The 26131-nt window shown below is 64.2% G+C and carries 17 protein-coding genes and 1 pseudogene; 4 read left to right on the plus strand and 14 right to left on the minus strand.

The annotated features are described in order from the left end of the window. The first annotated feature begins 321 nt into the window (after positions 1–321). Entirely contained in the window at positions 322–5040 is a 4719-nt protein-coding gene (gltB, locus tag EOA49_RS09120; protein WP_127241437.1) for a glutamate synthase large subunit, read from the plus strand. 154 nt (positions 5041–5194) lie between these two features. Next, entirely contained in the window at positions 5195–6649 is a 1455-nt protein-coding gene (locus EOA49_RS09125) for a glutamate synthase subunit beta (protein ID WP_067325915.1), read from the plus strand. Between the two features lie 38 nt (positions 6650–6687). Here the strand turns inward: EOA49_RS09125 and EOA49_RS09130 are convergent, their stop codons facing one another. Next, positions 6688–7902: a DUF459 domain-containing protein gene (locus EOA49_RS09130; RefSeq protein WP_127243127.1), complete on the minus strand. Its 1215-nt coding sequence runs from the start codon at positions 7900–7902 to the stop codon at positions 6688–6690. Positions 7903–8017: 115 nt separating this feature from the next. After that, positions 8018–9238 carry a lytic murein transglycosylase gene (locus EOA49_RS09135; RefSeq protein WP_127241908.1) on the minus strand — a complete coding sequence of 407 codons (1221 nt, stop codon included), beginning with the start codon at positions 9236–9238 and terminating at the stop codon, positions 8018–8020. 224 nt (positions 9239–9462) lie between these two features. Between EOA49_RS09135 and galU the strand changes: the two genes are divergently transcribed. Further along, the gene (galU, locus tag EOA49_RS09140; RefSeq protein WP_127241909.1) at positions 9463–10368 is read left to right on the plus strand and encodes a UTP--glucose-1-phosphate uridylyltransferase GalU; all 906 of its coding nucleotides are present in this window, start codon (positions 9463–9465) and stop codon (positions 10366–10368) included. 69 nt (positions 10369–10437) lie between these two features. On the opposite strand, the gene EOA49_RS09145 is transcribed toward galU, so the two are convergent. Continuing rightward, positions 10438–12228, minus strand: coding sequence for an outer membrane beta-barrel protein (locus tag EOA49_RS09145; RefSeq protein WP_127243128.1), 1791 nt, complete (start codon positions 12226–12228; stop codon positions 10438–10440). Between the two features lie 161 nt (positions 12229–12389). Between EOA49_RS09145 and EOA49_RS09150 the strand changes: the two genes are divergently transcribed. Then, positions 12390–13391, plus strand: a complete 1002-nt coding sequence (locus EOA49_RS09150; protein ID WP_095800646.1) for a KpsF/GutQ family sugar-phosphate isomerase — start codon at positions 12390–12392, stop codon at positions 13389–13391. A gap of 66 nt (positions 13392–13457) precedes the next feature. On the opposite strand, the gene EOA49_RS09155 is transcribed toward EOA49_RS09150, so the two are convergent. The 11 genes and pseudogenes from EOA49_RS09155 to EOA49_RS09205 form a co-directional block, all read right to left on the minus strand. Further along, on the minus strand, positions 13458–13922 hold the full coding sequence (locus tag EOA49_RS09155) for an NfeD family protein (RefSeq protein WP_067325928.1): 465 nt from the start codon (positions 13920–13922) through the stop codon (positions 13458–13460). 28 nt (positions 13923–13950) lie between these two features. Then, positions 13951–14901 (minus strand): SPFH domain-containing protein, encoded by a 951-nt coding sequence (locus tag EOA49_RS09160; protein WP_067002512.1) that lies wholly within the window; start codon positions 14899–14901, stop codon positions 13951–13953. A gap of 133 nt (positions 14902–15034) precedes the next feature. Continuing rightward, positions 15035–16099: a ferrochelatase gene (gene hemH / locus EOA49_RS09165; protein WP_127240930.1), complete on the minus strand. Its 1065-nt coding sequence runs from the start codon at positions 16097–16099 to the stop codon at positions 15035–15037. 147 nt (positions 16100–16246) lie between these two features. Further along, a complete protein-coding gene (locus EOA49_RS09170; protein WP_127240931.1) occupies positions 16247–18334 on the minus strand; it encodes a 5'-nucleotidase C-terminal domain-containing protein in 2088 nt (695 codons plus the stop codon). A gap of 190 nt (positions 18335–18524) precedes the next feature. After that, positions 18525–18896 (minus strand): hypothetical protein, encoded by a 372-nt coding sequence (locus EOA49_RS09175; protein ID WP_127240932.1) that lies wholly within the window; start codon positions 18894–18896, stop codon positions 18525–18527. Positions 18897–19082: 186 nt separating this feature from the next. Further along, positions 19083–20528: a homospermidine synthase gene (locus tag EOA49_RS09180; protein ID WP_095823421.1), complete on the minus strand. Its 1446-nt coding sequence runs from the start codon at positions 20526–20528 to the stop codon at positions 19083–19085. A gap of 125 nt (positions 20529–20653) precedes the next feature. Further along, positions 20654–21589 (minus strand): DUF3445 domain-containing protein, encoded by a 936-nt coding sequence (locus EOA49_RS09185; protein ID WP_127240933.1) that lies wholly within the window; start codon positions 21587–21589, stop codon positions 20654–20656. A gap of 40 nt (positions 21590–21629) precedes the next feature. Continuing rightward, on the minus strand, positions 21630–22292 hold the full coding sequence (locus tag EOA49_RS09190) for an aminotransferase class IV family protein (protein WP_127240934.1): 663 nt from the start codon (positions 22290–22292) through the stop codon (positions 21630–21632). Next, the gene (locus EOA49_RS09195; protein ID WP_127240935.1) at positions 22241–23386 is read right to left on the minus strand and encodes an aminodeoxychorismate synthase component I; all 1146 of its coding nucleotides are present in this window, start codon (positions 23384–23386) and stop codon (positions 22241–22243) included. The genes EOA49_RS09190 and EOA49_RS09195 overlap by 52 nt, the downstream gene beginning before the upstream one ends. Before the next feature lie 152 nt (positions 23387–23538). Next, positions 23539–24243, minus strand: coding sequence for an NADH dehydrogenase (locus tag EOA49_RS09200; RefSeq protein WP_067325955.1), 705 nt, complete (start codon positions 24241–24243; stop codon positions 23539–23541). Positions 24244–24572: 329 nt separating this feature from the next. Continuing rightward, a pseudogene (locus EOA49_RS09205) lies at positions 24573–26131 on the minus strand (M3 family oligoendopeptidase); the annotation flags it as partial.

A 26131-nucleotide genomic window follows, 5' to 3' on the forward strand; every position in this document is an offset into this window, starting at 1 on the left:
AGAATTTTGTGAATCGGTCTTGTGCAGGTGCGGGATTTCTGCCATAAAAAATTTAGGACAGTAGTGCTGTCTTATTTTGTCGCACAAAACAGGCTGGACTGGCATATCATCGCTGCCATTCCGGCTATTGTCGCGAGCGGCGGGTAGACGGCTCCGCTCTGGCCTGTACGATACCGGATGCGAACCGGGCGTATGGCCGCATGGTTCGGCAAGAATTTCGCGAGACGTGCAGCAAGGACGAAGGGAAGCATCGTGCTTCCCAAGGCAAACCAGCGCCCCGAGGGAAATCACCGCCAAGGGTGCGGAACGGAGGATAGGACGATGACGGAACTGACGCCATCTGCGATCAACGGCCAGGCCGCGCAGACGAAAGCGGCAGCCGTCAAAACTGGTACCGCCGCCAATGGTTTGATCGCGCAGGGCCTCTACGATCCGCGCAACGAGCATGACGCCTGCGGCGTCGGCTTCATCGCCAACATGAAGGGCGTAAAGTCGCACCAGATCGTCGAGGACGGTCTGGCGATGCTGGAAAACCTCACCCATCGCGGCGCTGTCGGCGCCGATCCGCTGGTCGGCGACGGCGCCGGCGTGCTGGTGCAGATTCCGGATCGGTTCTTCCGCGATGAGATGGCCGGAAAGGGCGTCGAACTGCCGCCGGCAGGCCAATATGGCGTCGGCCACTGGTTCATGCCGCAGGACGCAGCCCTTCGCGCCCATATCGAGGACATCATCGCCGAATCGGCCCAGTCCGAAGGGCTGCCGCTGATCGGCTTCCGCGACGTGCCGGTCGATAATTCGTCGCTGTCGAAGGCGCCGGAGATTGTCGCCTCCGAGCCGTTCCATCGCCAGGTGTTCATCGGCCGCACGGCCGAGATTCCGGACGACGAGGAGTACGAGGCGAGGCTCTACCTGCTGCGCAAGGTGATCTCGGGCCGCATCTATGCCGAGAACGACAACAAGGATGTCGGCGCCTATTGCGTGTCGCTGTCGGCGCGCACCATCGTCTACAAGGGCATGTTCCTCGCCTACCAAGTCGGCGCCTATTACAAGGACCTCAAGGATCCGCGCTTCGACACAGCGCTGATCCTCGTCCACCAGCGCTTCTCGACCAACACCTTCCCGTCATGGAAGCTGGCGCATCCCTATCGCATGGTCGCGCATAACGGCGAGATCAACACGGTGCGCGGCAACAACAACTGGATGGCGGCGCGTCAGGCCTCGGTCGATTCCGAGCTGTTCGGCAACAACATCTCGAAGCTGTGGCCGATCTCCTATGAGGGTCAGTCCGACACGGCGTGCTTCGACAATGCGCTCGAATTCCTGTTCCAGGGCGGCTATAGCTTAAGCCACGCCATGATGATGCTGATCCCGGAAGCCTGGGCCGGCAACAAGCTCATGGATTCCGACCGCAAGGCGTTCTACGAGTACCACGCTGCGCTGATGGAGCCGTGGGACGGGCCGGCGGCGGTCGTCTTCACCGACGGGCGCCAGATCGGCGCGACGCTCGATCGCAACGGCCTGCGTCCGGCTCGCTACATCGTCACCGACGACGACCGCGTCATCATGGCTTCGGAAGCCGGCGTGCTGCCGGTGCCGGAGGAAAAGATCGTGCAGAAGTGGCGGCTGCAGCCCGGCCGCATGCTTTTGATCGATCTGGCCAAGGGCCGCATCATCTCCGACGAGGAGATCAAGTCGGAGATCGCGACCAGGCACCCTTACAAGACCTGGCTCGCCAACACGCAGTTGATTCTTGAAGAGCTGAAGCCGGTCGAGCCGCGGGCGCTGCGCAAGGATGTCAGCCTGCTCGATCGCCAGCAGGCCTTCGGCTACACACAGGAAGACACGAAGCTTCTGATGGCGCCTATGGCCACTACCGGCCAGGAAGCGGTCGGCTCGATGGGCACCGACACGCCGATCTCGGCGATGTCGGACAAGTCGAAGCTGCTCTACACCTATTTCAAGCAGAACTTCGCTCAGGTCACCAATCCGCCGATCGACCCGATCCGTGAGGAACTGGTGATGAGCCTGGTGTCCTTCATCGGGCCGCGGCCGAACATCTTCGACCTGATCGGCACATCGCGCCGCAAGCGGCTTGAAGTGCGCCAGCCGATTCTCACCAACGGCGATCTCGAGAAGATCCGCTCCATCGGACACACCGAGGACCGCTTCGACACCAAGACGATCGACATCACCTACGGTTCGAACGAGGGCGCTGCCGGCATGCAAGGCGCCATCGACCGGCTCTGCGAGCGCGCCGAGGCGGCGGTCGCGGGCGGCTACAACATCATCATCCTGTCCGACCGCCAGGTCGGGCCGGACCGCATCGCCATTCCGGTTTTGCTGGCGACGGCGGCGGTGCACCATCACCTGATCCGCAAGGGCCTGCGCACCGCGGTCGGACTGGTCGTCGAATCCGGCGAGCCCCGCGAGGTGCATCATTTCTGCTGCCTGGCCGGCTACGGCGCCGAGGCGATCAACCCCTATCTCGCCTTCGACACGCTGCTCGACATGCACAGGCGCGGCGAACTGCCGGAGGAGGTCGACGCATACGAGGTCGTCTCCCGCTACATCAAGTCGATCGGCAAGGGCATCCTCAAAGTGATGTCCAAGATGGGCATCTCGACTTACCAGTCCTATTGCGGTGCGCAGATCTTCGACGCCATCGGGCTCAAGTCGGACTTCGTCGAGAAGTATTTCACCGGCACCGCGACGCTGATCGAAGGCGTCGGGCTGGACGAGATCGCGACCGAGACTCTCAGCCGCCATACCGATGCCTTCGGCAACGACCCGGTGCTGCGCAACAATCTCGAGGTCGGCGGCGAATACATGTTCCGCATGCGCGGCGAGGCGCATATGTGGTCGCCGGATGCGGTCGCCAGCCTGCAGCATGCCGTGCGCCAGGGCTCCTGGGACACGTTCAAGGAGTATTCGGCGCAGATCGACAGCGCGACAGCTAGAGCGCAGACCATCCGCGGCCTGTTCGAGATCAAGCTGGCGGAAGAGACCGGCCGCAAGAAGGTCGCGATCGAAGACGTCATGCCGGCGGCCGAGATCGTCAAGCGCTTCTCGACCGGGGCGATGTCCTTCGGCTCGATCTCCCGGGAAGCGCACACGACGCTGGCGCGCGCGATGAACGCCATCGGCGGCAAGTCGAACACCGGCGAGGGCGGCGAAGAGGCCGACCGCTATCTGCCGCTGCCCGGCGGCGGCAAGAATCCGGAACGCTCGGCGATCAAGCAGGTCGCGTCGGGGCGGTTCGGCGTGACGGCGGAGTATCTGGTCAATTCCGACGTCATGCAGATCAAGGTGGCCCAAGGCGCCAAGCCCGGCGAGGGCGGTCAGTTGCCCGGACACAAGGTCGACGCCACCATCGCCAAGGTCAGACACTCGACGCCAGGCGTCGGCCTGATCTCGCCGCCGCCGCATCACGACATCTACTCGATCGAGGATCTGGCTCAGCTGATCTACGACTTGAAGAACGTCAATCCGGCGGCCGATGTCTCGGTCAAGCTGGTCTCGGAGGTCGGCGTCGGCACGGTTGCGGCGGGCGTCGCCAAGGCGCGCGCCGATCACATCACCATCTCCGGCTACGACGGCGGCACCGGCGCTTCGCCGCTGACCTCACTCAAGCATGCCGGCAGCCCGTGGGAAATGGGCCTCGCCGAGACGCATCAGACCCTGGTGCTCAACGGCCTGCGCTCCCGCGTGGCGCTGCAGGTCGACGGCGGGTTGCGCACCGGCCGTGACGTCATCATCGGCGCGCTGCTCGGCGCCGACGAGTTCGGCTTCTCGACCGCGCCGCTGATTGCGGCCGGCTGCATCATGATGCGCAAGTGCCACCTGAACACCTGCCCGGTCGGGGTGGCGACGCAGGACCCGGTGCTGCGCAAGCGCTTCAAGGGCACGCCGGAGCATGTCATCAACTTCTTCTTCTACGTGGCGGAGGAGGTGCGCGCGCTGCTCGCCGAAATGGGCTTCACCCATCTCGACCAGATCATCGGCGACACCGACCTTCTGGAGAAGCGCGACGTGATCCAGCACTGGAAGGCGCGCGGGCTCGACTTCTCGAAGGTGTTCTTCAAGCCGGAGGCGCCGGCTGAGGCGCTGCACTGGACCGAGCGGCAGAAGCATCCGATCGACGACGTGCTCGACCGCAAGCTGATCGAGCTGGCAAAGCCGGCGCTGGAAGCCAAGCAGCCGGTCAGCATCGAGCTGCCGATCCGCAATGTCGACCGCTCTGCCGGCGCGATGCTGTCGGGCGAAGTCGCCAAGCGCTTCAAGCACAAAGGCCTGCGCGAGGACACGATCCAGGTTAAGCTCACCGGCACGGCTGGCCAGTCTTTCGGTGCGTTTCTCGCGCGCGGCGTTTCCTTCGAGCTGGTCGGCGCCGGCAACGATTATGTCGGCAAAGGCCTGTCGGGCGGCCGCATCGTCATCCGGCCGCCGGAAGAGGCCAAGATCGTCGCGGCCGACTCGATCATCGTCGGCAACACGGTGCTCTACGGCGCGACCGAGGGCGAGGCCTATTTCGCCGGCGTCGCCGGCGAGCGCTTCGCGGTGCGCAATTCCGGCGTCGTTGCCGTTGTCGAAGGCGTCGGCGACCATGGCTGCGAATACATGACCGGCGGCATCGTCGTGGTCATCGGCAAAACGGGCCGCAACTTCGCCGCCGGCATGTCGGGCGGCGTCGCCTATGTGCTCGACGAGAAGGGCGATTTCGCCGAACGCTGCAACATGGCGATGGTCGAGCTGGAGCCCGTTCCGGAAGAGGACGACCTGATGGAGAAGCTGCTCCATCATGGCGGTGACCTCGACCATAAGGGACGCGTCGACGTCTCCGGAGACATGACAAGCCATGACGAGGAGCGGCTCTATCAGCTGATCTCGAACCACGTCCATTACACGGGCTCGGTGCGCGGCCGCGAGATCCTCGACAATTGGGCAAGCTTCCGGCCGAAATTCCGGAAAATTATGCCGGTCGAGTATCGCCGCGCGCTGATCGAGATGGAGCGCATGCGCATGAGCGTGGCGGCGGAATAGGCTTTGGGCACGGCCGGGGAGGTAATCGCCCGGCCGGCATCCTCACCAACAATCCTGACCTCGGACCAAGGTTGCCACGGCGGCCTTATGAGGTTAACGGGTGCGCCGACAAGCTAGACTTGCGAGCGCGCCTTCGGACAGCAGGGACTGGACTATGGGCAAGGTAACAGGGTTTCTCGAAATCGACCGGCAGGTGCAGAAGTACCAGCCTGCCTCGGATCGCATCCGGCATTTCCGCGAATTCACGCTGCCGATGTCGGACAAGGAGGTCGAGAAACAGGCCGCGCGCTGCATGGATTGCGGCATCCCGTTCTGCCATGGACCGACCGGCTGCCCGATCCACAACCAGATCCCGGACTGGAACGACCTCGTCTACAATGGCGACTGGGACAGCGCGATCCGCAACCTGCATTCGACCAACAATTTCCCGGAGTTTACCGGCCGCATCTGCCCGGCGCCTTGCGAGGAAGCCTGCACGCTGAACCTCGAGGACATTCCGGTCGCCATCAAGACGGTCGAGCAGGCGATCGCCGACAAGGCCTATGAGACCGGCCACATCCGGCCCTACCCGCCGGAAAAGAAGACCGGCAAGCGGGTTGCCGTCATCGGCTCCGGGCCGGCCGGCATGGCCGCCGCCCAGCAGCTCGGCCGCGCCGGCCACGATGTGCATGTCTATGAGCGCGAGAGCCGGCCGGGCGGGCTGATGCGCTACGGCATTCCCGACTTCAAGATCGAGAAGCATTACATCGATCGCCGCATCGAGCAGATGCAGGGCGAGGGCGTGAGTTTCCATTGCGGCGTCAATGTCGGCGTCGACAAGCCGGTTGCCGAGCTCCTCGCCGAGCACGACGCCGTGCTCTATTGCGGCGGCTCGGAAACGCCGCGCCCGGCCAACATTCCGGGCGACGATCTCAGCGGCGTCTATGACGCCATGCCGTATCTCGTGCAGCAGAACCGCCGCGTCGGTGGCGAGCCGATCCAATCGGTGGCCTGGCCGTCACATCCGATCATCGCCGGCGGGCAGCATGTCGTCGTCGTCGGCGGCGGCGACACCGCGTCCGACTGCATCGGCACCGCCTTCCGGCAGGGCGCGGTGCGCGTGACGCAGCTCGACATCCGTCCGCAGCCGCCGGAGAAGGAAGACAAGCTCGCCGTTTGGCCTTACTGGGCGACGAAGATGCGCACGTCTTCCTCGCAAGCCGAGGGCGCGGAGCGCGAATTCCAGGTGGCGACCCTCGAATTCATCGGCGAGGACGGACAGCTGACTGGCGTCCGCTGCTGCGAGGTCGATGAGAAGCGCAAGCCGATCGCCGGCACCGAGTTCGTCATCCGCGCCGATCTCGCCTTCATCGCCATCGGCTTTGCCGGTCCGGCGAATGATGGGGTCATGAAGGAGCTGGACGGCGAGATAAAAATGGTCACCGACAGCCGCCGCTCGCGGAACGTCGAGGCCGACGACCGGGACTACAGAACCAGCATAGACAGGCTCTATGCCGCGGGCGACGTCCGTCGCGGCCAGTCGCTGGTGGTGTGGGCGATCCGCGAAGGCCGCCAGGCAGCGCGGGCGATCGACGAGGCGCTGATGGGGTCTAGCGTACTCCCCCGCTGAGGCTACCTGCAGCCACGATGGGCTCTTCCGTTGCGGCCCTACCGACGCACCGCTGTCGAGGTCTCCGATGAAGCGGTCGGCGTCTTCGGCGGCCAGGAAAAATCGTCGGCTCGGCCGGGCGAGGCGACGGGCGCCTTGCCCTCGACGGTCAGCTTTTCGCCTGGAAGATTCGGATCGGCCTTGGCTGGCGGTGCGGCACCCAGCAGCTCGGTCCCGCCGTCGAGCGCGGGGTCGCTGAGCAGCATCGGCGCGGTGCGGTCGACGATGACAGGGGCCGCGGCAGGCTTCGACGCCTCGACCGGAGCGCCCGCCGGCGCGGAAACCGTGGTGACGCTTCCGGGTGCCGCCAGCCCGAGGATCTTGGCCAGCGGCTTTTCGGTGTAGAAGGCAAGCTTGCGCTTGCCGGCCTTGGTCACATTGATGCCGTCGTCGGAGCGCAGGCGCACCGGCTGGCCGTTGATGTCCGGACCGGAGGTGACGAAGGCGCCGTTCTCGTCGACGAAGCCGTCCCAGACATCGACGAACTCGCCGCCATGGGTCTGTGCGGCTGAATGATAGATGTCGTTGAAGGCGAGCATGTCCGAGGTCATTTTTGCCGCCCCGAATGCCGGCATGCCGACCCACAGGAACGGCACCTTTGCATCCTGAATGGCCTTGCCCAGCGCATCGGTGCGGTGCTCGTATTCCTTGGTCCAGTTCTCGGAGCGCGGCTGCTCGCGGACGTCGCCGACGCGCATCTGCTGGCGGTCGTTGGAGCCAAGCATGACCACCACGACGGACGGCTTCTCCGTCTCGATCAGAGACTTGATCTCGACCGGCCAATTGTAGAAATCGTCACGCACGAAGCCCGACGAGCCGTTGCTGCGCGCAACGATCCTGACCGCCGGATTGTCGGCGAAGGCGACGTCCAGACCCTCGGCGAGCCCGCCCGCCAGGAAATCGCCGACTACCAGCACGACGCGCGCATCCGGCGCCTTTTCGACAACCGGCGCCTCCGGCTCGGCCGGCGGGCGCGGCTTGGGGTTTCTGGCCTTCGGCTTCGGCCTCACCGGCTGGACATTGGCAGGAGGTTCAATGCGCTCGCTGCGGCGCGGGAAAAGAAGATCGCGCAGCGACCAGCCGCGGTTTCCGTCTTCCTGCGCGAAAGCCGGGGTATGAAAGGCGCTCGAGCCGGCGACGGCAAGCACGGCGATGGCCAGGACGAGAATCGGCAGGCGGCGAACGATCAGCCAGACACGCGCGACCGTAACCAATGAAAGCCTCCATCCTTGGCGCATGACAACGTAAAAAGCCGGCAAGTCATGCGCAGGCCGCAGCGCTACAGCATCCTTTCCGCTTTTGAAAGGATGCTTGACGACATGGGCGGCTCTATTGCTTCCGGAGCCATTTCAGCACTTCCAGGCTCGGATAGCCATCCTGGCTCAAGCCTACCTTCGCCTGGTAGGCCATGATGGCGGCTTTCGACCCCTCGCCGATCTTGCCGTCGAACTTGCCGTCATAATAACCGTGCTCGGAAAGCCGCTTCTGCAGTTCCTGCCGTTGCTCAAAGCTGAGCTTGGTGAAAGGCCGCTGCCAGTCCTGCACAAGCCCGGTGCCACCGGCGATTTCGTCGGCGAGCAGGCCGACGGCCAAAGCATATTTGTCGGCATTGTTGTAAGCCTTGATGACCGAGAAATTCCTGATCATCAGGAAGGCCGGTCCGCCCCTGCCGTCCGGCACCTTGAGCGTCGCCTTGTCGCTCAAGTTCCTGAACGGCTTGCCGTTGGCCCTGGCGACCCCGAGCGCCTGCCACTGCGCCAGCGTCTTCGATCCGGCGGGCAGCTTGCCCGGCGGCAAGGTCACTTCATAGCCCCAGGTCTTGCCGGCCTGCCAGCCGTTCTTCCTGAGCAGGTTGGCGGCAGTCGCCAACGCGTCGGGTATCGAATTCCAGATGTCGCGCCGGCCATTGCCGTCCATGTCCACCGCGTAGTGCTGATAGCTGGTCGGGATGAACTGCGTCTGACCCATTGCGCCCGCCCAGGAACCCATGAGATGGCTTTCGTCGATGTCGCCGGTCTGCAGGATCTTCAGCGCCGCGATCAGCTGGGTTCGGGCATATTTCGACCGCTTCGGGTCGCCATAGGCAAGGGTCGCCAGCGAACGGATGACATTGCGCATTATGTCGTCGCGCTTGAGGATCTCGCCATAGTTCGATTCCATCGACCAGATGGCGAGAAGGATATGGCGATCGACGCCGAACCGCGCCTCGATCCGATCCAGCCACGGCTTCCATTTGCGCGCCATTGCCTGACCGTTGGTCACCGACTGGTCATGCACGCGGTTGTCGAAATAATCCCAGGCGGGGGCGGTGAATTCCGGCTGGGTGCGGGCCTTTTCCAGCACGACCGGGTCGGGCTCGATGCCCCTCATGGCCCTGTCGTAGACTGCGCCGGAAACGCCGCCCGAAACCGCGGTGGCACGAAAGCCCGCGACCCACTGGCGGAAACCCGCATCGGCGAAAGCGGGTCCGGCGGGCATCAGCAAGGCAAGCGTGAGGCCCGCGGCCGTCACAAATGCCGCCAGGCGCCTTGCGCTGTTGCGAACGGACATCCTTTTCCTCCTTCATCAAAATTAGGAAGGATCATTCAACGCCGAAGCCGGTTAGTATTTAGTTTACCATAGGTGCCATTAGGAACGAAAAGAGAGGTCGGTGCTTTAACTTTCGATTTTCAGGCCATCCGCTCGGATAATTCAACATTCCGGCGCGAAAATGTTCGGGGGGATTGCGGAGCGGATGGCCGCGCGGATAATGGGCTTAAACGGATGGGTGGAGCATGAAGCGAGTTCGCAAGGCAGTTTTCCCGGTCGCCGGTCTCGGCACACGGTTTCTTCCGGCCACCAAGGCCATTCCGAAGGAGATGCTGACAGTCGTCGACCGGCCGGTCATTCAATATGTGGTCGACGAGGCGCGCGACGCCGGCATCGAGCATTTCATTTTCGTGACCGGGCGCAACAAGGCGGTCATCGAGGATCACTTCGACGTCCAGTTCGAGCTCTACGATACGCTCGCCCAGCGCGGCAAGGACGACCAGCTCGCCCGCCTGCAGCGGCTGCAGCCAGCGCCTGGCCAGACCAGCTTCACCCGCCAGCAGGTGCCGATGGGCCTTGGCCATGCCATCTGGTGCGCGCGTGAACTGGTCGGTGACGAACCGTTCGCGCTACTTTTGCCCGACATGATCATGCAGTCGGAAAAAAGCTGCATGAAGGATATGGTCGAACTCTATGCCGAGACCGGGAACAACATCATCGCCGTACAGGAATGCGACCCGGCCGAGGCCCATAAATACGGCATCGTCGGCCGTGGCGAGGACACCCATCACGGTTTCCGCATCACCGGCATGGTGGAGAAGCCGAAGGCTGGCACGGCGCCCTCCAATCTCTTCATCAACGGGCGCTACATCCTGCAACCGGAGATTTTCGGCATCCTCGAAAGCCAGGAGCGCGGCGCCGGCAACGAGATCCAGCTGACGGATGCGATGCTGAAGCTGGAGAAGCAGCAGGCCTTCTACGGCTATCACTATAAGGGGCGCACCTTCGACTGCGGCTCGCCGGAAGGCTTCGTCGAGGCCAATGTCGCCTTCGCGCTCTGGCGCAGCGACATGAATGCGAGCATGGCCGGGGTCATCCGCACGCTGCTGGATGAGGTGCGGCCGGCGGAGCGGATCGGCGCCGCTTCCTAGGTGCTGGCTAAGCGGAGCGGATCCTTCGGATCTCCGCGTCCGCATCGCTGGCGCGAGGATCACGAAGTGTCAGCGCTGCACCTTCAGACCGAGATAGACGCTGTTGGCGACATAGTCGCGACCGGGAAGGTTGCTGGTGAGCTTCTCCGTCCTGATTCTTGTGGTGAGGCCGGCATAGCGGTTCAGCCACCAGGTCAGGCCGGCCTCGGCGCTCAGGATCAGATCGTGGCCATCGGAGCCGGTGTAGTCGCGCCAGTCGAGCCCGAGCGCTGTATTCGCCGTCAGGTTGGCGCGGACCTGCCGCTCGCCGGTGAGCCGGCCCGAATAGAGGAGGTCGCCGCTCTCGTTAGCGATGGTCGTGGTCTCGACCGTGGTTCTTCCGGTCAGCCCGATGATGGTGCCGCGCTCGGGCGACCATTTGAGGTCGGCGTTGACGTAGGGCCCCGCAATCGCCGGCAGACGGTCGTCGTCGATGCCTTCGCGCAGCCAGCCGACGGAGAACTCGCCGGAGAGCTTCTCGCGCATGTCGAGCTCGAGGCCGGCACGCGCGCCGAGCCGCGTCGAGGAGCGCTCGAAACCGTTGCTGTCGAGGCGCAGATCGTAGATCCGCCGGCCGGCTTCCACCTCAAGGAATGGCGTCATGGCCGGTGAGACCTGGTAGCCGGTACGCAAGGTCGCAGAGTAGAGTGTCGAGTCGCGATCCTTCAGCGACAAGACGGTGCCGTCCGAGAGCTTGGCGTCGCCATAGAAATCATGCGAGACCGCGCCGGTCAGCGCGTAGCGCATCTTGCCGACATCCTTCTCGATGGCGAGGCTGCCGTCGACCGTCTGCCGCAGCGGCTGTGAGGTGACGCCGGCAATCGCATCCGGCGAGGACGCCGATTCCGGCACCGCTTCATAGCCGAGCTTGGCGATGGCGCGCAGTTCATTGTCGAGGTCGACATTGAGCTGGCCTTCGATCCGGCCCTGCGCATCGTTGATCTTCTGGCCCGAAAGCGTGTTGCGAAAAAGGCCGTAGCCGTCGATGACGGCCGAATTCTCGCGCCAGTCGGAGGTGGCGGAGAAACGCAGCGCGGTTTCGGACAGCACAGCCGACCTGCCGCCGGCGCTGGCATCGGCATTGGAAGTCGCGGTGAGGCCTTGCTCGAGTGTCGGACGGAAGACAAAGGTCCCGACCTTGATGCCGGGGGCGGCGAAGGCATCGTCCTCCAGCTTCACTTTCTGGCCCTCGATCGATCCTGTGCGCTCCGCGCCGGGATCGAGCTTCTGCCGGTCGACGCTGTCGATAGTGACGGCGCGGCGGTTCGCGCCGTCATCCTCGGTGGCCGCCGTTTCGGCCTGATCGCGGGTGGCGGCCTTGGCCGTGCTGTCGGTCGTCTGGCCAGGCTTCTTCTTGGCGTTTTTCTTGTCAGCCGCCTTGGCATCGCTTTTCCCCTTGGCACCCGCCGCGCCCTGCCTGGCAGTCGAAGGCCGGCGTGGCGCGGCCATTGTTTGATTGTCGGCGAAGGGGTCGTCGGTGGCTCGCGGCTGGTTGAAGATGCTGCCCTCCGCGCCCCCGGTCTGGTCGTCGTCGGGCACCGCGCCTGGGCTTGCCGGCTCATAAGGGTTGGCGGGCGTCTGGTCCTCAGCCATCTGGGTCGCTGGAACCGCTTGATCCAGCGATCCCTGCGGGCGCAATTGTCCGGCCTTGCGTTGCTGGTCGGCCAGGATTGCCGATTCGGAGACCTCGCCGCGCAACTCGGTTTCTTGCGAAAATGCCGGCACGGTGCGCAGCAAGGCGACAATGCTTGCCGTCAGCAAAAGCGCTGCAACGGCAATGCACTTCCGGCCCTTTTTCGTATCTGGCTCGCCCCCGAACATCATCACCACTGCTTGCGCGGCGCAGGCGCGCCATACTTACCGGACCGTAAATGCGGATGGTTAACGGAGGGTTGAAACAGGCCAAGGGCCCTTGTCCGCGACGCACGCGAGACGGGAATTCCGTTGGACAGGCGGGCGACATGGCGCTAATGGCATCTGCCATGCACGCGGGGTCCTCAGAAAGAAAGCAGCCGGACAGGCAGGCAGCGATTGAATCGGCGCTGAGAACGGTGGCGACGGAGCAGGCCGGCATGGCCGCGCTTGCAGCCGCTCTCGGCAACGGCTTGTCCGAACCGTTCGCTGCCGCAGTGGATGCCATCGCGCGGATCGAGGGCCGAGTCATCGTCACCGGCGTCGGCAAGAGCGGGCATATCGGCTCAAAGATTGCAGCGACGCTCGCCTCGACCGGCACGCCTGCCTTCTTCGTCCATCCGGCCGAGGCCAATCACGGCGATCTCGGCATGATCGCCGGGGACGACGCCATCATCGCCATGTCTTGGTCGGGCGAGAGCAAGGAACTGATGGGCATCGTCGCCTATTCCAGACGCTTTTCGATCCCACTGGTCGCCATCACCTCGGGCGAGAATTCGGCGCTGGCGCGCGCCGCCGACGTCGTGCTGTTGCTGCCGGCCTCGCCGGAGGCCTGTCCGCACGGGCTGGCGCCGACGACATCGGCGCTGCTGCAGCTGGTCATGGGCGATGCGCTGGCGATCGCGCTGCTCGAGGCGCGCGGCTTCACGCCGGACCATTTCCGCACCTTCCATCCCGGCGGTCAGCTCGGCGCCAATCTGATGCAACTGCGCGAGATCATGCATGTCGGCGAGCGGCTGCCGCTGGTACCGTCGGGCACGGGAATGCGCGAAGCGATCGTTGAGTTGTCGCGCAAGGGTTTTGGCTGCGTGGCGATCACCGGCGCCGACGGTGCGCTGATCGGCATCATCACCGATGGCGACATCCGCCGCCACATTGCCGATGATCTTCTGTCGATGAACGTCGATGAGGTGATGACAAAGAAGCCGAAGACGGCTGCCCCCGACACGCTGGTGGCGACGGCGCTGCAGACGATCAATACGTCGGCCATCACCAGCCTGATGGTGGTCGAGGCCGATCGCCCCGTGGGGCTGGTGCATCTGCACGATCTGCTGCGCATCGGCGCCGCTTGAGATGGGCCAGACTCAGGACACGCAGGCCTGATTCCCAAACGGCTTCAGAATAGGAAACCCGCAAACTCAGACGGCCTCCACCGTCAGCTCCAGATCGGTGTCGGCGGCGCCGGTCACACGCACCTGGGTGCCGACGGGCAGGTCCGGGCCGGAGACACGCCACAGCGTGTCGCCGAGGCGGATGCGGCCGCGGCCATTCTTGATGGGCTCGGCCAATGTCGCCGTGCGGCCGACCATCTGAGCGCCGCGGCGGTTGAGCAGCGGCTGGTCCGCATTGACGGCACGATCGCCCACCAGCTTCTTGCCGACGAAGGCTGAGACCAGAGAGAGCACGAGGAAGGCGAGCACCTGGAGCTGCCAGGTCCAGAAGGCAGCGTCCCAAATCAGCAGCGATACCGCGCCGATGATCAGCGCGGCGATGCCGATCCACAGCATGAACACGCCGGGCGCCACGATTTCCATCACCAGCAGCACGAAGCCGAGGACCATCCAGTTCCACGGCCCGAGTTCCGAGACGATGCGATCGATCATTGACGTTCTCCCACCCAGATGGCGTGACTCAATTGTCCGACGGTCGCACGAGCGGCGTGCGCGCCCCCTGACGTTGCGGGCCGGAAGGGCCGTCGGCCTTGAACACTTCGCGGGCGATCTCGCCGATGCCGCCGAGCGAACCGATCAGCGATGAGGCTTCGAACGGCATGAGCACGATCTTGTTGTTGCTGGACGAGCCGATCCTGGCCAGCGCCTCGGTGTATTTCTGCGCGATGAAGTAGTTGATCGCCTGCACGTCGCCCTTGGCGATGGCTTCCGACACCACCTGGGTCGCCTTGGCCTCCGCCTCGGCGGAACGCTCTCGCGCCTCGGCATCGCGGAAAGCGGCTTCCCTGCGGCCTTCGGCCTCGAGGATCTGCGACTGCTTCATGCCTTCGGCGGCCAGGATCTGGGCGCGCTTGTCGCGCTCGGCGATCATCTGGCGGCTCATCGAATCCACCAGATTGGCCGGCGGGTTGATGTCCTTGATCTCGACGCGGGTGATCTTGATGCCCCACGGGTGCGCGGCCTCATCGACGACGCGCAGCAGCCGTTCGTTGATCGCATCGCGGTTGGACAGCAATTCGTCGAGATCCATCGAGCCCATGACGGTACGGATGTTGGTCATGGTGAGGTTGAGGATGGCGTTCTGCAGCCCGGAGACCTGATAGGCGGCCTGCGGGGCATTCAGCACCTGGTAGAAGGCGACGCCGTCGACGCCGACGATTGCATTGTCGCGGGTGATGATCTCCTGCGTCGGGACATCGAGCACCTGCTCCATCATGTTCATCTTGGCGCCTACGCGCTCGAAGATCGGGTTGATGATGTTCAGGCCGGGCGTCAGCGTCTTGGTGTAGCGGCCGAAACGCTCCACCGTGTAGTTGTAGCCCTGCGGCACCGTTCTGATGCCTTTGAAAAGAAGGATGATGACGAGGAATACAAGAACAATGATGGCAATATCGAAACCGCTAAACCCCATTTCGTTTCTCCCTCAAAAGGCGGCGACCTCGCGGAATCACTTAAGTGTGTTTCCGAAGCGTTACAATCAGGTGATCGCGAATATTGGTTAGCGAAGGCTGTTGCGAACCGGTTTCGACGCCTATTATTGGACGTCAGACCCAGCCTGACAGTTCCCGCCGCACCAGCGCCTCGATCACCGCCATGCCCTCGGCGCTGTCGTTGAGGCAGGGGATGTGGGCGAAGTTCTTGCCGCCGGCATGGTGGAATGTCTCGGCGGCCTCGCGGCCGATCTCGTCCAGCGTCTCGATACAGTCGACGGAAAAACCCGGATTGACGACCGCGATCGATTGGACGCCGTCCTTCGCCAGCTTCTCGACAGTGACGTCGGTGTAGGGCTGGAGCCATTCCTGGGCGCCGAAGCGCGACTGGAAGGTGGTGATGAGCTTCTTCTCGTCCCAGCCGAGCCTTGCCCTGAGCAGCCGCGTCGTCTCGAGGCAATGCGCCTGGTAAGGGTCACCCTTGTCGGAATAGGGTTTTGGGATGCCGTGGTAGGAGGTGATCACTACCTCCGGCGCGACATCGAGCGTCGCCAGGTTTTGCTCGATCGAACGGGCGAGGGCGTCGATATAGACCGGCTCGTCATAATAGGGCGGCACGCTGCGGATCGCCGGCGCTCGCCTGATCTTCATCAGCGCCCGGAACAGCTGGTCGTTCGCGGTCGCCGTGGTCGTCGCCGAATATTGCGGATAGAGCGGAAAAGTGAGGATGCGCTCGCAGCCCTGCTCGACCAGCCGTCGGAGGACGCTGCCGGTCGAGGGATTGCCGTAGCGCATGGCCCAGTCGACCACGACGTCCGGCAAATCAGCAAGCGCAACCGCGAGCTTCTCCGCCTGCGAGCGGGTGAAGGTGCGCAACGGCGACTCGTTCTTCTCCCGGTTCCAGATCCTGGCGTAGTTGGCGCCGGACTTTTTCGGTCGCGTTGTGAGAACCAGCCCATAGAGGATCGGATACCAGATCGCCTTGTTGAGCTCGATGACGCGCGGATCGGAGAGGAATTCTCTGAGATAGCGCCACATCGGCTTGAAATCGGTGCCGTCGGGCGTGCCGAGATTGATCAGCATGATGCCGATCTTGCCCGCTTTCACCGGCGCGGCACCCGCCGGCGCCGGACCGGCGGTCTTGGCGGCTTTCGCATCGGCAGGATTGGCAAGCGTCATCGACGGTCTCCGGTTGTCGGTGCGAAAACTAGCGATGCCATGCCGGTTTTGGAATGCTGCGTCTGGACGCACCTTACCGCGTTTGCGTCTGAAGACGGAACACCCGTCCGGTCTCTCGGACGGGCGCCATGAACTTCCGGCGAAAGATTACTTTGCGGCCGGCGGAATGGTCAGCGTTGCTCCGAGCGGCAGACGGCGCGGCCTGTAGTCCTTGTTGGCCTCGGAGATCAGCTTCCATTTGCTGCCGTCGCCATAGTTTTTCTTGGCCAGATCCCAATAGGTGTCGCCGGCGGCAACCACATGGCTGGTCTCTGGGCTGGCCCCCGGACCGGTCGCGGCCGGCTTGGCCTCGGCGGGCGCTGTTTCGGCCGGCTTGGCGGATTCGGTCGCAGGGGCGGCGGCCGCCGGCGCAGTCTCGGCAGGTTTTGCTGTCTCCGACGTTGCCGGTGCCGTCTCGGTCGGAACGGCCGGCGGCGTCCCGGCGATGTCGCCGGAATTGGACGGCAAAGCCGGCATGGCAGGCTCGGTGGCCGCCGGCGCCGTCTCGGCCGGCTTCGCGGGTTGGGCGGCAGGCGGCGTCGTGGCGGTCTCGGCAGGTTTTGCCGGCTCCGCGGCCGCTGTCGTGGCGCCGATCTCGGTGATGCGGCCGTCGAGCTTCGGCGTGTAGGGGCGGTGCGCGCCGAGATAGTCGGCCACCACCTGCTCCAGGCCCGGGCCGTAGTCATAGGCGTCCGTGGCCTTTTCGGCGAAGACCTTGTAGCCGTCGCCGCCCTGGCGGACGTAGTTGTTGGTGGCGACGAGATACTGCTTGTCCGGGTTGATCGGCACCCAGGCGCCGTTCTCCATCACCTCGACCGATTTGACGCGACCGGCATTGGGCGCGACCGACTTGTCGAAGGTATATTTCAAGCCGGCCACCTGCGGGAAGCGGCCGGCGCCGTCCTCGACCTGGCTGACGCCGCTTTCGAGACCGGCGACCAGATCCTTGCCGGAGATCTTGAAGGTCGCCAGCGTGTTCTGAAAAGGCAGCACCGTCAGCACCTCGCCCATGGTCACGGTGCCCTGGTCGATCGAGGCGCGCAGTCCGCCGCCATTCGAGATGACGATCTCGACGCCCTGGCCCTTGACCCGATCGAGGACAGCGTCGGAGACGAGATTGCCCATTTCGCATTCGCGGGCGCGGCAGCTTTCACGACTGCCATCGATTGGCTTGGTGGTCTCCGCCACTTCCTTGTTCTTCAGCGCCTCGATCGGCGCGCCAAGCTCCTTGATGCGGGCGAGCACCGCCGGATCAGGGGTGATCGACTTGTCGAGAAAGATCGGGTCGCCGCTGGCCGACTTGACGACCCCGTTGTCGTCGAACACGACCTTGAATTCGCCGAGATATTTCGAATAGGACGCCGCCTGCACCACCGGCACCTTGTAGCCGTCGGGGTTGTCGACCATCGTCGGGTAGGGGCCTGCCGCCTTCGGATCGGTGTTCGACAAAAGCGTGTGGCTGTGGCCGCCGACCACCACGTCGACGCCGGGGATTTTCGCGATGACGTCGCGCTCGCGGTTGTAGCCGATATGGGTGACGGCGATGATCTTGTTGATGCCCTGCGCCTTCAGTTTCTCGACCTCGGCGGTGATCGACTTGACGTCGTCCGCGATGGCAATGTTGGGGCCGGGCGAGGCGAGTTCCGGAGTGTCGTTGGTGACGGCGCCGACGATGCCGATCTTCTGGCCGCCGACCTCGACCACGATGGACGGCTTGACCTTGCCGTGGGCGCCGGACTTGTCGTTGGGCACGACGTTGGCGCTGACCACCGGGAACTTCGCCTTGTCGAGGTAAGGCACAAGCGCGCTTTCGCCGTCGTCGAACTCATGGTTGCCGAGCGTCACCGCGTCGGGCTTGAGCTGATTGAGGAATTCCTCCTCCGCTGCTCCCTTGTAGGTGATGTAGAACAGCGATCCCTGGAAGCTGTCGCCTGCATTGAGCAGCAGCACGTTCTGACCTTCGAGCTTCTTGCGCTCCTGCGCGATCGCAGTGACCAGCCGGCCGGCGCCGCCAATGCACTCGCCTTTGGTCTCCTCCTCCGCGGAACATGTCGACTCGTATTTGTTGTTGCCTTCGATGCGGCTATGCCAATCGTTGAAATGCAGGATGTTCAGCGTGTAGTCGGCAAAAGACGCTCCGGCCGAGAGGCCAAGTGCTGATGCGGAAAGGGCGGCAATGGCGGCAAATTTCTTCATTCTCGTCTCCCGGATGAGCTGACTTGAAGTGCTTAAAGCCCTCGCTTGGCTGGAAGGTAACAGTCAGCTTCGGGTCATGTTCACATCGCGTTTTGGCCGATGCAAGCGGAAATCGGGAGGAGGTTTGCCGGCACAAAAAAGGACGGCGGCTCGCGCCGCCATCCTCAACAAAGTCGATCTCTGCCTGAGCTCAGGCCCGGCGCGTCAGCACGAAATTCTGACCACTGGAGCTGGTGCAGTTGAGCTGGCTGGTAGAGACCATCAGGCAGTTGAAGCTAACCGGCGTCTGGCGGATCAGCGAGGTGCCGTGGATCTCGACCGAGGTCGCGCCGGTCATGATGTAGCTGCCCTCGGACAGCTTCTGGCCGGTATCGGTCGCGACGGTGGTGAAGCTGCCGGCCGCGAAAGTCGAGAGGCCGGTGCCCTTGGCGTCGATCCAGTTGCCCTCGACGCCCTTGGGCGCCGCTGCGATCGGCTCCGAAGGGCCGTTGGTGGTGCAGGCGGCCGCGGCCAGAAGGCTTGCCGCGGCGCCTGCCGAAAGCAATTTGCGCGCAATGGTCATTTAGAATCCTCTCCTCTCGCGTCGGCCCGAAAACCGATCTCCGATCTTCGGAAAAGCACGATGCGTGCATTCAAAGTGCTAGAGTACTTTGTGCGTCCGAAGGAACGCCCGTTTCTCTAGGCCGCCCGTCTTCAATCGCCCGATTTCCGGGCGATTGCAAGGTGGAGACGCGGGTAGGCTTGGCTGCTATCGCACCAGGATGTTGCGGAACTGCCACGGATCGTCCTTGTCCAGATCCTCGGGGAAAAGCCCCGGGCGATTATCAAGCGGCGTCCAGTCGGTGTAGTAGCCCCTGACCGGCCCGAGATAGGGAAGCTGCACTTCCAGGCAGCGCCGGTAGTCCATCTCGTCGGCCTCCACGATGCCGGCCATCGGATTTTCCAACGCCCAGACCATGCCGGCGAGCACCGCCGAGGTGACCTGCAGGCCGGTGGCGTTCTGGTAAGGCGCCAGCTTGCGCGCCTCGGCCAGCGACAGCTGTGAGCCGTACCAATAGGCGTTCTTGGCATGGCCGTAGAGCAGCACGCCGAGCTCGTCGACGCCGTCGACCAGCTCGTTCTCGTCGAGCACGTGATGCACCGGTTGCGCCTTGCCGGCGGCGCCGAACATCTCGTGCAGCGACAGCACGGCATCGTTGCAGGGGTGATAGGCATAATGGCAGGTCGGGCGATACTGAACCTTGCCCTTCTTGCCGCGCACGGTGAAGAAGTCGGCGATCGAGATCGCCTCGTTGTGGGTCACCAGGAAGCCATATTGCGGGCCGGGCGTCGGGCACCAGGAGCGCACGCGCGTGTTGGCGCCCGCCTGCTCCAGATAGATCGCCGCTTGCGAGCCGTGCTTGTGCTTCTTGCCGTTCTTCGGCGTCCAGGTCTCATGCGTGCCCCAGCCGAGCTCGGCCGGCTGCAGGCCTTCCGAGATGAAGCCCTCGACCGACCAGGTGTTCCAGAATACGTCCATCGGCTTCGGCTTCTTGGTGCGCTGGGTATCGCGCTCGGCGATGTGGATGCCCTTGACTCCGGCCTTCTTCATCAGCTTCGCCCAGCCCTCGCGGTCGTGCTCCGGCGGGACCACAAACTCGAGCCCGAGATCGTTGGCGAGGTTGACCAGTGCCTGCTTGACGAACCAGGAGACCATGCCAGGATTGGCGCCGCAGCAGGAGATCGCCGTAGTGCCGCCGGGAGCCTTCTCCTTCTCCTGGCGCACGCTCTCGCGCAGCGCGTAATTGGTGCGCGAGGCATTGTCGGCCTTGTCGTCGAAATAGAAGCCGAGCCACGGCTCGACCACCGTATCGATATAGAGCACGCCGAGCTTGCGGCAGAGCTTCATCAACTCGAGCGAGGAGGTGTCGACCGACAGGTTGACGCACATGCCCTGACCGCTGCCATTGGTGAGAAGCGGGGTCAGAAGCTTCTTGTAGTTCTTCCTGGTCACCGCGTCCTGAACGAAGGCGATGCCGCGCTCGTCGAGCAGCATGCGGTCGCTGTCGCGCGGGTCGATGACCACCATGCGCGACTTGTCGAACTTGAAATGGCGTTCGATCAGCGGCAGCGTTCCCCGTCCGATCGAGCCGAAGCCGATCATCACGACAGGGCCGGTGATTTCACCGTAAACGGGCCAGTTCTCATTCGCCATTTTTTCGTATACTCCTTCAAACATGGGAAAGTCCGGCATTTTTCGCCGGTAGCCCTACATCACAGATCATTGCCACAAACCAGCGAAAACCGCCAACCGACGGCCAAACCGGCCTGGCGGTTTGGTTAAGCCACCATGGCCATGCCGGCGAGGTACGAAACCAGCCGGTCGCGGTCCGCGCTCAAACCCTTGTAGTCGAGCTGCGCCTGATCGAGAGCATTCAGCTGGTCGGCGAAGGAGGCCGCAAGCGCGACCTTGTCGGGGTGACGGGCAAGCACCGCCAGCGGGTCGAGATGGATGCGAATGGTGAAAAGGATGTCGCGCGACACCGGCAGCTTGCGCAAGGTCTGACGCTCGACGCGAATGAAGGCATGGGCGTTGATGTCACCATCCGAAAAACGCGTCGGACGGTTCGTGGCACGGTCGATGCGCTCCCCGTTGGAAAGCGGATGATAGAGCGCGTCGCCTGCCTGGATCGACCAGTTGAAGCGCTCGACCGCTTGGCCCTGCAGGCCGTCGAACATGCGGTTGATGAGGTCGGCAGGCCGCGTGCCGGGGCCGAAGCCGGGCACGGGCGCGTGGATCTGTTGCAGCGGCTTGCCGAATTTCTCCTGGAGCGACCAGGATGACGGAAAGCAGAGCGAGCCGGCGGCGAGCCGCCAGCCGTTATCGCCGCGGCGCATGATAATCAGGTCTTCCTGCACCAGCAGGGACGCGTGGGCGAGCGGCGCCTTGTTCAATTCGGGCGGCAGCGCGTTGCTCGCGCTTTCGAGGCCCACGACCTCGACATCCGAGCCGGCACCTCGGTGGGTCTCGGGATGTTTTGCCGGAAGATAGCCGGCGAGAAGGTCGAACACTTCTTGCTGTGCATCGCGAGTCTCTTCCTCCTCGACAAAAATCTTTTCCGGGATCTCCGCGTAAAGCCGCCGCTTCTCGGCGAGATGGGGCAGAAGCAAATGATCGACCTCGATCCAGCGGTTGAGCTCGAGCGGCTTCAGGCCGATGGTGAAGAGCTTTGAGGACCCGTCATAGGGCGTATGGGTCGGTTGGCGAATGGTCATGCGTGCCTGGTGCTATCCAGTTGATGTCTCCCAGCCTCAATCAGCCGAGTTGCGCCGGGATCAATCCGCGCAGTGAGTTGCCGACGAAGATCGCCTGCGCCGACTTCAGATCGTCGAAGGTGTAGATCGCTTCCGCGGCGCGGCCTTCGTCCAGAAGCTCGCCGCGCAATACTCCAGGCAGCAGGCCGCAATCAAGCCGGGGCGTCACCAGCACCCCGCCGCCGAAATCGGCGAACAGATTGGTGATCGTGCCTTCGCAGAGTTCTCCGCGCTCGTTGGCGAGCAGCACTTCGTCGGCGCGGGTGGCGAGGTATTCGGCCCGCGCCTGTTGGTAGGTTTCGCGGCGGCTGGTCTTGTGACGCAGCAACAAGTTACCGGAATCGAGCCGGACCCGCGCCAGCTGCAGACGCCATGCCCTGCCCGCGGGAAGCTGCTCAAAGGGCTGCGCGGCGACTGTCGCCTCGCCGTTGCGCTGCAGCGCAAGCCGGGTGCGCAAAGCGATCCGCTGCCCGCCGATCGCGTTCTTCAGCACCTCGCCGATCCGATGCGGATCGCAGGCAAAGCCGAGTTCCGCGGCCGAGGCATAAAGCCGCGCAAGATGGCGCTCGAAGCGCAGGAAGCCCGAGCCAGGCTCCCAGCGCATGGTCTCGATCAGCTCGAAGTCGGCACGGTTCCCGTCGCGAAGCGCGCTTTCAGAAGACACTCCCGGTACTCCTCCTCGGCGGTGGAATCGAAGACGACGCCGCCGCCGACATTGTAGACAGCCTCGCCGTCGGCAAAGAGCGAGATGGTGCGGATCGCCACCGAGAACCGCATCGTGCCGCCGGGCGCGACCCAGCCGATGGCGCCGCAATAGACGTCGCGCGGCACCACCTCCAAATCGTGGAGGATCTCCATGGCGCGGATCTTCGGCGCGCCGGTGATCGAGCCGCAAGGAAAGAGTGCTGCGAAGACTTGGCGAATACCGATATCCGGCAGGAGCTTCGCCCGCACCCGGCTCACCATCTGGTGCACCGTCGGGTAGGTCTCGATGCGGAACAGCTCAGGCACTTCCAGCGTGCCGACCTCGCTGATCAGCGAGATGTCGTTGCGCAGGAGATCGACGATCATCCGGTTCTCGGCCTGGTTCTTCTCGTCGTTGCGCAGGAACGCCTTCAGCCGCGCGTCCTCGGCCTTGGTGGCGCCGCGCGGCGCCGTGCCCTTCATCGGGTGCGTCTCGATCATACCGTCGGCGTCGATCTGGAAGAAGAGTTCCGGCGAGCGCGACAGCACGATCGGATCGCCGAACGAGATCAGCGCGCCGTATTTCACCGGCTGGCGCCCGGTCAGCGCCTCGAAGGCGGCAAGCGGATCGCCCGACCATTGCGCATGGACCGGAAAGGTCAGATTGCCCTGATAACAGTCGCCCTTGCGAATATGGTGGTGGAGGCGCGCGAAGCGGACGGCGTAGTCCTCGGCGGACCAGGAAGCGCGGGCGTCGAAGATCGGTCCGTTGCTGGCGGGGCCTTCATTCCGCGGCACAGCCTGTTCGAGCGGCGCATCGAAGACACCGAGACAGATCAGCGGCGCGCGGCGGCCCTCTGGCAGCAACGGCACCAGTTTCGGCTCCAGCAGGTAGCCTGCCTCATAGGAGAAATAGCCTGCCAGCCATTTGCCCGCGTCGGAGGCGGCCTGTGCCGCTTCCAGCGCCGGCGTGAATTCGTCCGCGGTTCGCGCCGTGATGACCTCAAGCGGCCCGTCAAAGACGAGCTGGCGGCCGGTCTCGTCATTGCGGAATATTGCTGAGGGCAGGGACATAAGCCTTGGATGGGTCGATTAAGTCGATCGCTCTATATGGGGGCGCGGCGAGGCGCAATCGAGAGAGCGGCGTCGGAGGGCGTAAAGGCATCTGGTCCAAAGCAAAAACGGCGCCCAATGGACGCCGCCTGCGCTGGGAAGACACAGCGAGATCAGTTGTTGTTCGAGGTCGCCGCCGTAGGGAATCGGCTAGCGAATTCGGCCTCGTCGCCCGCGGCCAGCAGTTTCGCCTGCTCGATCCATTTCTCGCGCGCGATGCGGCCGTCGAAATTGAGCACCTCCTCGACGCGCTTGACGTCGGCATCGGTCCAAGCGGCGATCTGGGCATAGGACGTGACGCCCTGCGCCTTGAGCAGCTTTTCATTGACCGGGCCGATGCCGATCAGGCGGCGCAGATTGTCCGCCTTGCCGGTGGTCGCCTTCGGGGCGGCGGCTTTCTTCGGAGCCGGCGCCTTCTTTGGCGCCGCGGCGGCCGTCTTTGCCGCTGCCGGCTTGGCCGCGGCGGATTTGGTCGAAGCCGATTTTGCCGCTGACGGTCTTGCAGATGAGGATCTGGCTGGGGTCGGGGTCGACATCAGCGCCGCAGGCGCCGGCGCGGAGGCTTTGTCGGTTCCCGCCTTGGCGGAAGAGGTCGGCGCTTCGCGCAGCTTGCGTTCGAGATCGGCGCGGCTGCGGCCGCATGCGTCGAGCTCGCCGCTCAGGCGGTAGGTATCGGCGCTAAACCGGTCGCGTTCGCTCTTGGCGCGACCGAGTTCGCCGCGCAGGCTGTCGAGCTCGCCACGCAGGCGGCCCCAGATGAACCAGCCAACCAGGACACCGACAACGAACGCCAGGAGCATATAGAAGAAAGTGCTCATTTCCCTCTCCAGTCCGATCGGGCCGCGGTCGCAAACGGCGGCCTTGCCGCAGGGATCGTCAATCGTTCCGCGCGCTGGGCGGAACCGCCCCTCCAATCGCTGGCGGCTGGCCCTCCTCCGGCTGCGGCCCGACGGCCGCTATCGCTCTCGCTGAAGCAACGCTAGGGCCGCCTCCGGCCTTGCTGTCGCGTCCGGTTGAGCTTGGGGTCTACGCTAGCACACGGCCTGCGCAAAGCTAATTGAAAAGTGCGGGCAGAGTTATTCAAGAACAGCACAAGTATGCGTTCCGGCCAAACCGTTCCCGGTCTATGCCGCCAGGCGAGCACCCGTCATTTGTCGAGCGCCTCCAGCTCGTCGATCAGCGCGCCGATCACACCCAGGCCGATCTGCCAGAAGGCCGGATCCGTGGCGTCGAGGCCGAAGGGCGCCAGCAGTTCCGAATGATGCTTGGTGCCGCCGGCGCGCAGCATCTCGAAATACTTCTCCTGAAAGCCGCGCTCGGCGTTCTGGTAGACGGCGTAGAGCGAGTTGACCAGGCAGTCGCCGAAGGCATAGGCGTAGACGTAGAAGGGCGAGTGGATGAAGTGCGGGATATAAGTCCAGAAGACCTCGTAGCCATCGCGCAACTTGATCGCCGGCCCCAGGCTTTCAGCCTGCACCTCAAGCCAGAACTGGCCCAGCCTGTCCGAGGTCAGCTCGCCGTTGCGGCGCTCGGCATGCACCTTGCGCTCGAACTCGTAGAAGGCGATCTGGCGCACGACGGTATTGATCATGTCCTCGACCTTCTGGGCGAGCATGGCCTTGCGCTCGCGCTTGTCGGAGGTCTGGTCGAGCAGCGAGCGGAAGGTCAGCATCTCTCCGAAGACGGAGGCGGTCTCGGCCAGCGTCAGCGGGGTGGACGCCATCAGCGCGCCCTGGCCGGCGGCCAGCACCTGGTGAACGCCGTGGCCCAGCTCATGCGCCAGCGTCATCACATCGCGCGGCTTGCCCATGTAGTTGAGGAGCACGTAGGGATGCGCCGAAGGCACGGTCGGGTGGGCGAAGGCGCCGGGCGATTTGCCCGGCCTGACCGGCGCATCAATCCATTTGCGGTCGAAGAAGGTCCGCGCGATTTCCGCCATCTTCGGCGAGAAACGCTGATAGGCTGACAGCACCGTGTCCCTGGCGTCGTCCCAGCGGATCACCGACTGCGGGGTCTCGGGCAGCGGCGCGTTGCGGTCCCAGTGGTTCATGACGTCCATGCCGAGCCAGCGCGCCTTCATCTGATAGTAGCGGTGCGACAGGCGCGGATAGGCTTCGCGCACGGCCGCGGCCAAAGCATCGACCACGCCGCGTTCGACGCGGTTGGCGAGATGGCGCGAATCGGCGATGTCCTCGAAGCCGCGCCAGCGGTCGGAGATCTCCTTATCCTTGGCCAGCGTGTTGGTGATGAGCGTGAAGGTGCGCAGGTTCTTGCGGAAGGTCGCGGCGAGCGCCTCGGAGGCGCGGCGGCGCACTTCGCCATCCGCGTCCTGCAGTCGGTTCAGCGCCGGCTCCAGCGTCAGCTCCTCGCCATCGACGTCGAATCGCAGATCGGTCATCGTCTCGTCGAACAGGCGGTTCCAGGCGCCGCGTCCAGTGACCGACTTCTCGTGGAACAACTGCTCGACCCGATCCTCAAGCTGGTACGGCTTGTCCTTCCTGAGGTCGAGCACCCAGGGGCGGTAGTGGGCGAAGGCCGGGTCGGCCGCGAGTGCTGCTTCGATCACCGCGTCGTCGATCAGGTTGAGCTCCAGCGCGAAGAACAAAAGATGCGCGCTGGCATCCGTCATCTTCTCCTGGATGTCGCCATAGAGCTTGGCGCGCTGCGGATCGGCGGTGTTGCCCGCCTAGACAAGCCCGGCATAGG

This window comes from Mesorhizobium sp. M1A.F.Ca.IN.020.04.1.1 (assembly GCF_003997315.1).
GTDB lineage: Bacteria > Pseudomonadota > Alphaproteobacteria > Rhizobiales > Rhizobiaceae > Mesorhizobium.

Coding starts and splice junctions, on each gene's coding strand:
- gltB (WP_127241437.1), top strand. CDS start 322: ATGACGGAACTGACGCCATCTGCGATCAACGGCCAGGCCGCGCAGACG.
- EOA49_RS09125 (WP_067325915.1), top strand. CDS start 5,195: ATGGGCAAGGTAACAGGGTTTCTCGAAATCGACCGGCAGGTGCAGAAG.
- EOA49_RS09135 (WP_127241908.1), bottom strand. CDS start 9,238: ATGTCCGTTCGCAACAGCGCAAGGCGCCTGGCGGCATTTGTGACGGCC.
- galU (WP_127241909.1), top strand. CDS start 9,463: ATGAAGCGAGTTCGCAAGGCAGTTTTCCCGGTCGCCGGTCTCGGCACA.
- EOA49_RS09145 (WP_127243128.1), bottom strand. CDS start 12,228: ATGTTCGGGGGCGAGCCAGATACGAAAAAGGGCCGGAAGTGCATTGCC.
- EOA49_RS09150 (WP_095800646.1), top strand. CDS start 12,390: ATGCACGCGGGGTCCTCAGAAAGAAAGCAGCCGGACAGGCAGGCAGCG.
- EOA49_RS09155 (WP_067325928.1), bottom strand. CDS start 13,922: ATGATCGATCGCATCGTCTCGGAACTCGGGCCGTGGAACTGGATGGTC.
- EOA49_RS09160 (WP_067002512.1), bottom strand. CDS start 14,901: ATGGGGTTTAGCGGTTTCGATATTGCCATCATTGTTCTTGTATTCCTC.
- hemH (WP_127240930.1), bottom strand. CDS start 16,099: ATGACGCTTGCCAATCCTGCCGATGCGAAAGCCGCCAAGACCGCCGGT.
- EOA49_RS09170 (WP_127240931.1), bottom strand. CDS start 18,334: ATGAAGAAATTTGCCGCCATTGCCGCCCTTTCCGCATCAGCACTTGGC.
- EOA49_RS09175 (WP_127240932.1), bottom strand. CDS start 18,896: ATGACCATTGCGCGCAAATTGCTTTCGGCAGGCGCCGCGGCAAGCCTT.
- EOA49_RS09180 (WP_095823421.1), bottom strand. CDS start 20,528: ATGGCGAATGAGAACTGGCCCGTTTACGGTGAAATCACCGGCCCTGTC.
- EOA49_RS09185 (WP_127240933.1), bottom strand. CDS start 21,589: ATGACCATTCGCCAACCGACCCATACGCCCTATGACGGGTCCTCAAAG.
- EOA49_RS09195 (WP_127240935.1), bottom strand. CDS start 23,386: ATGTCCCTGCCCTCAGCAATATTCCGCAATGACGAGACCGGCCGCCAG.
- EOA49_RS09200 (WP_067325955.1), bottom strand. CDS start 24,243: ATGAGCACTTTCTTCTATATGCTCCTGGCGTTCGTTGTCGGTGTCCTG.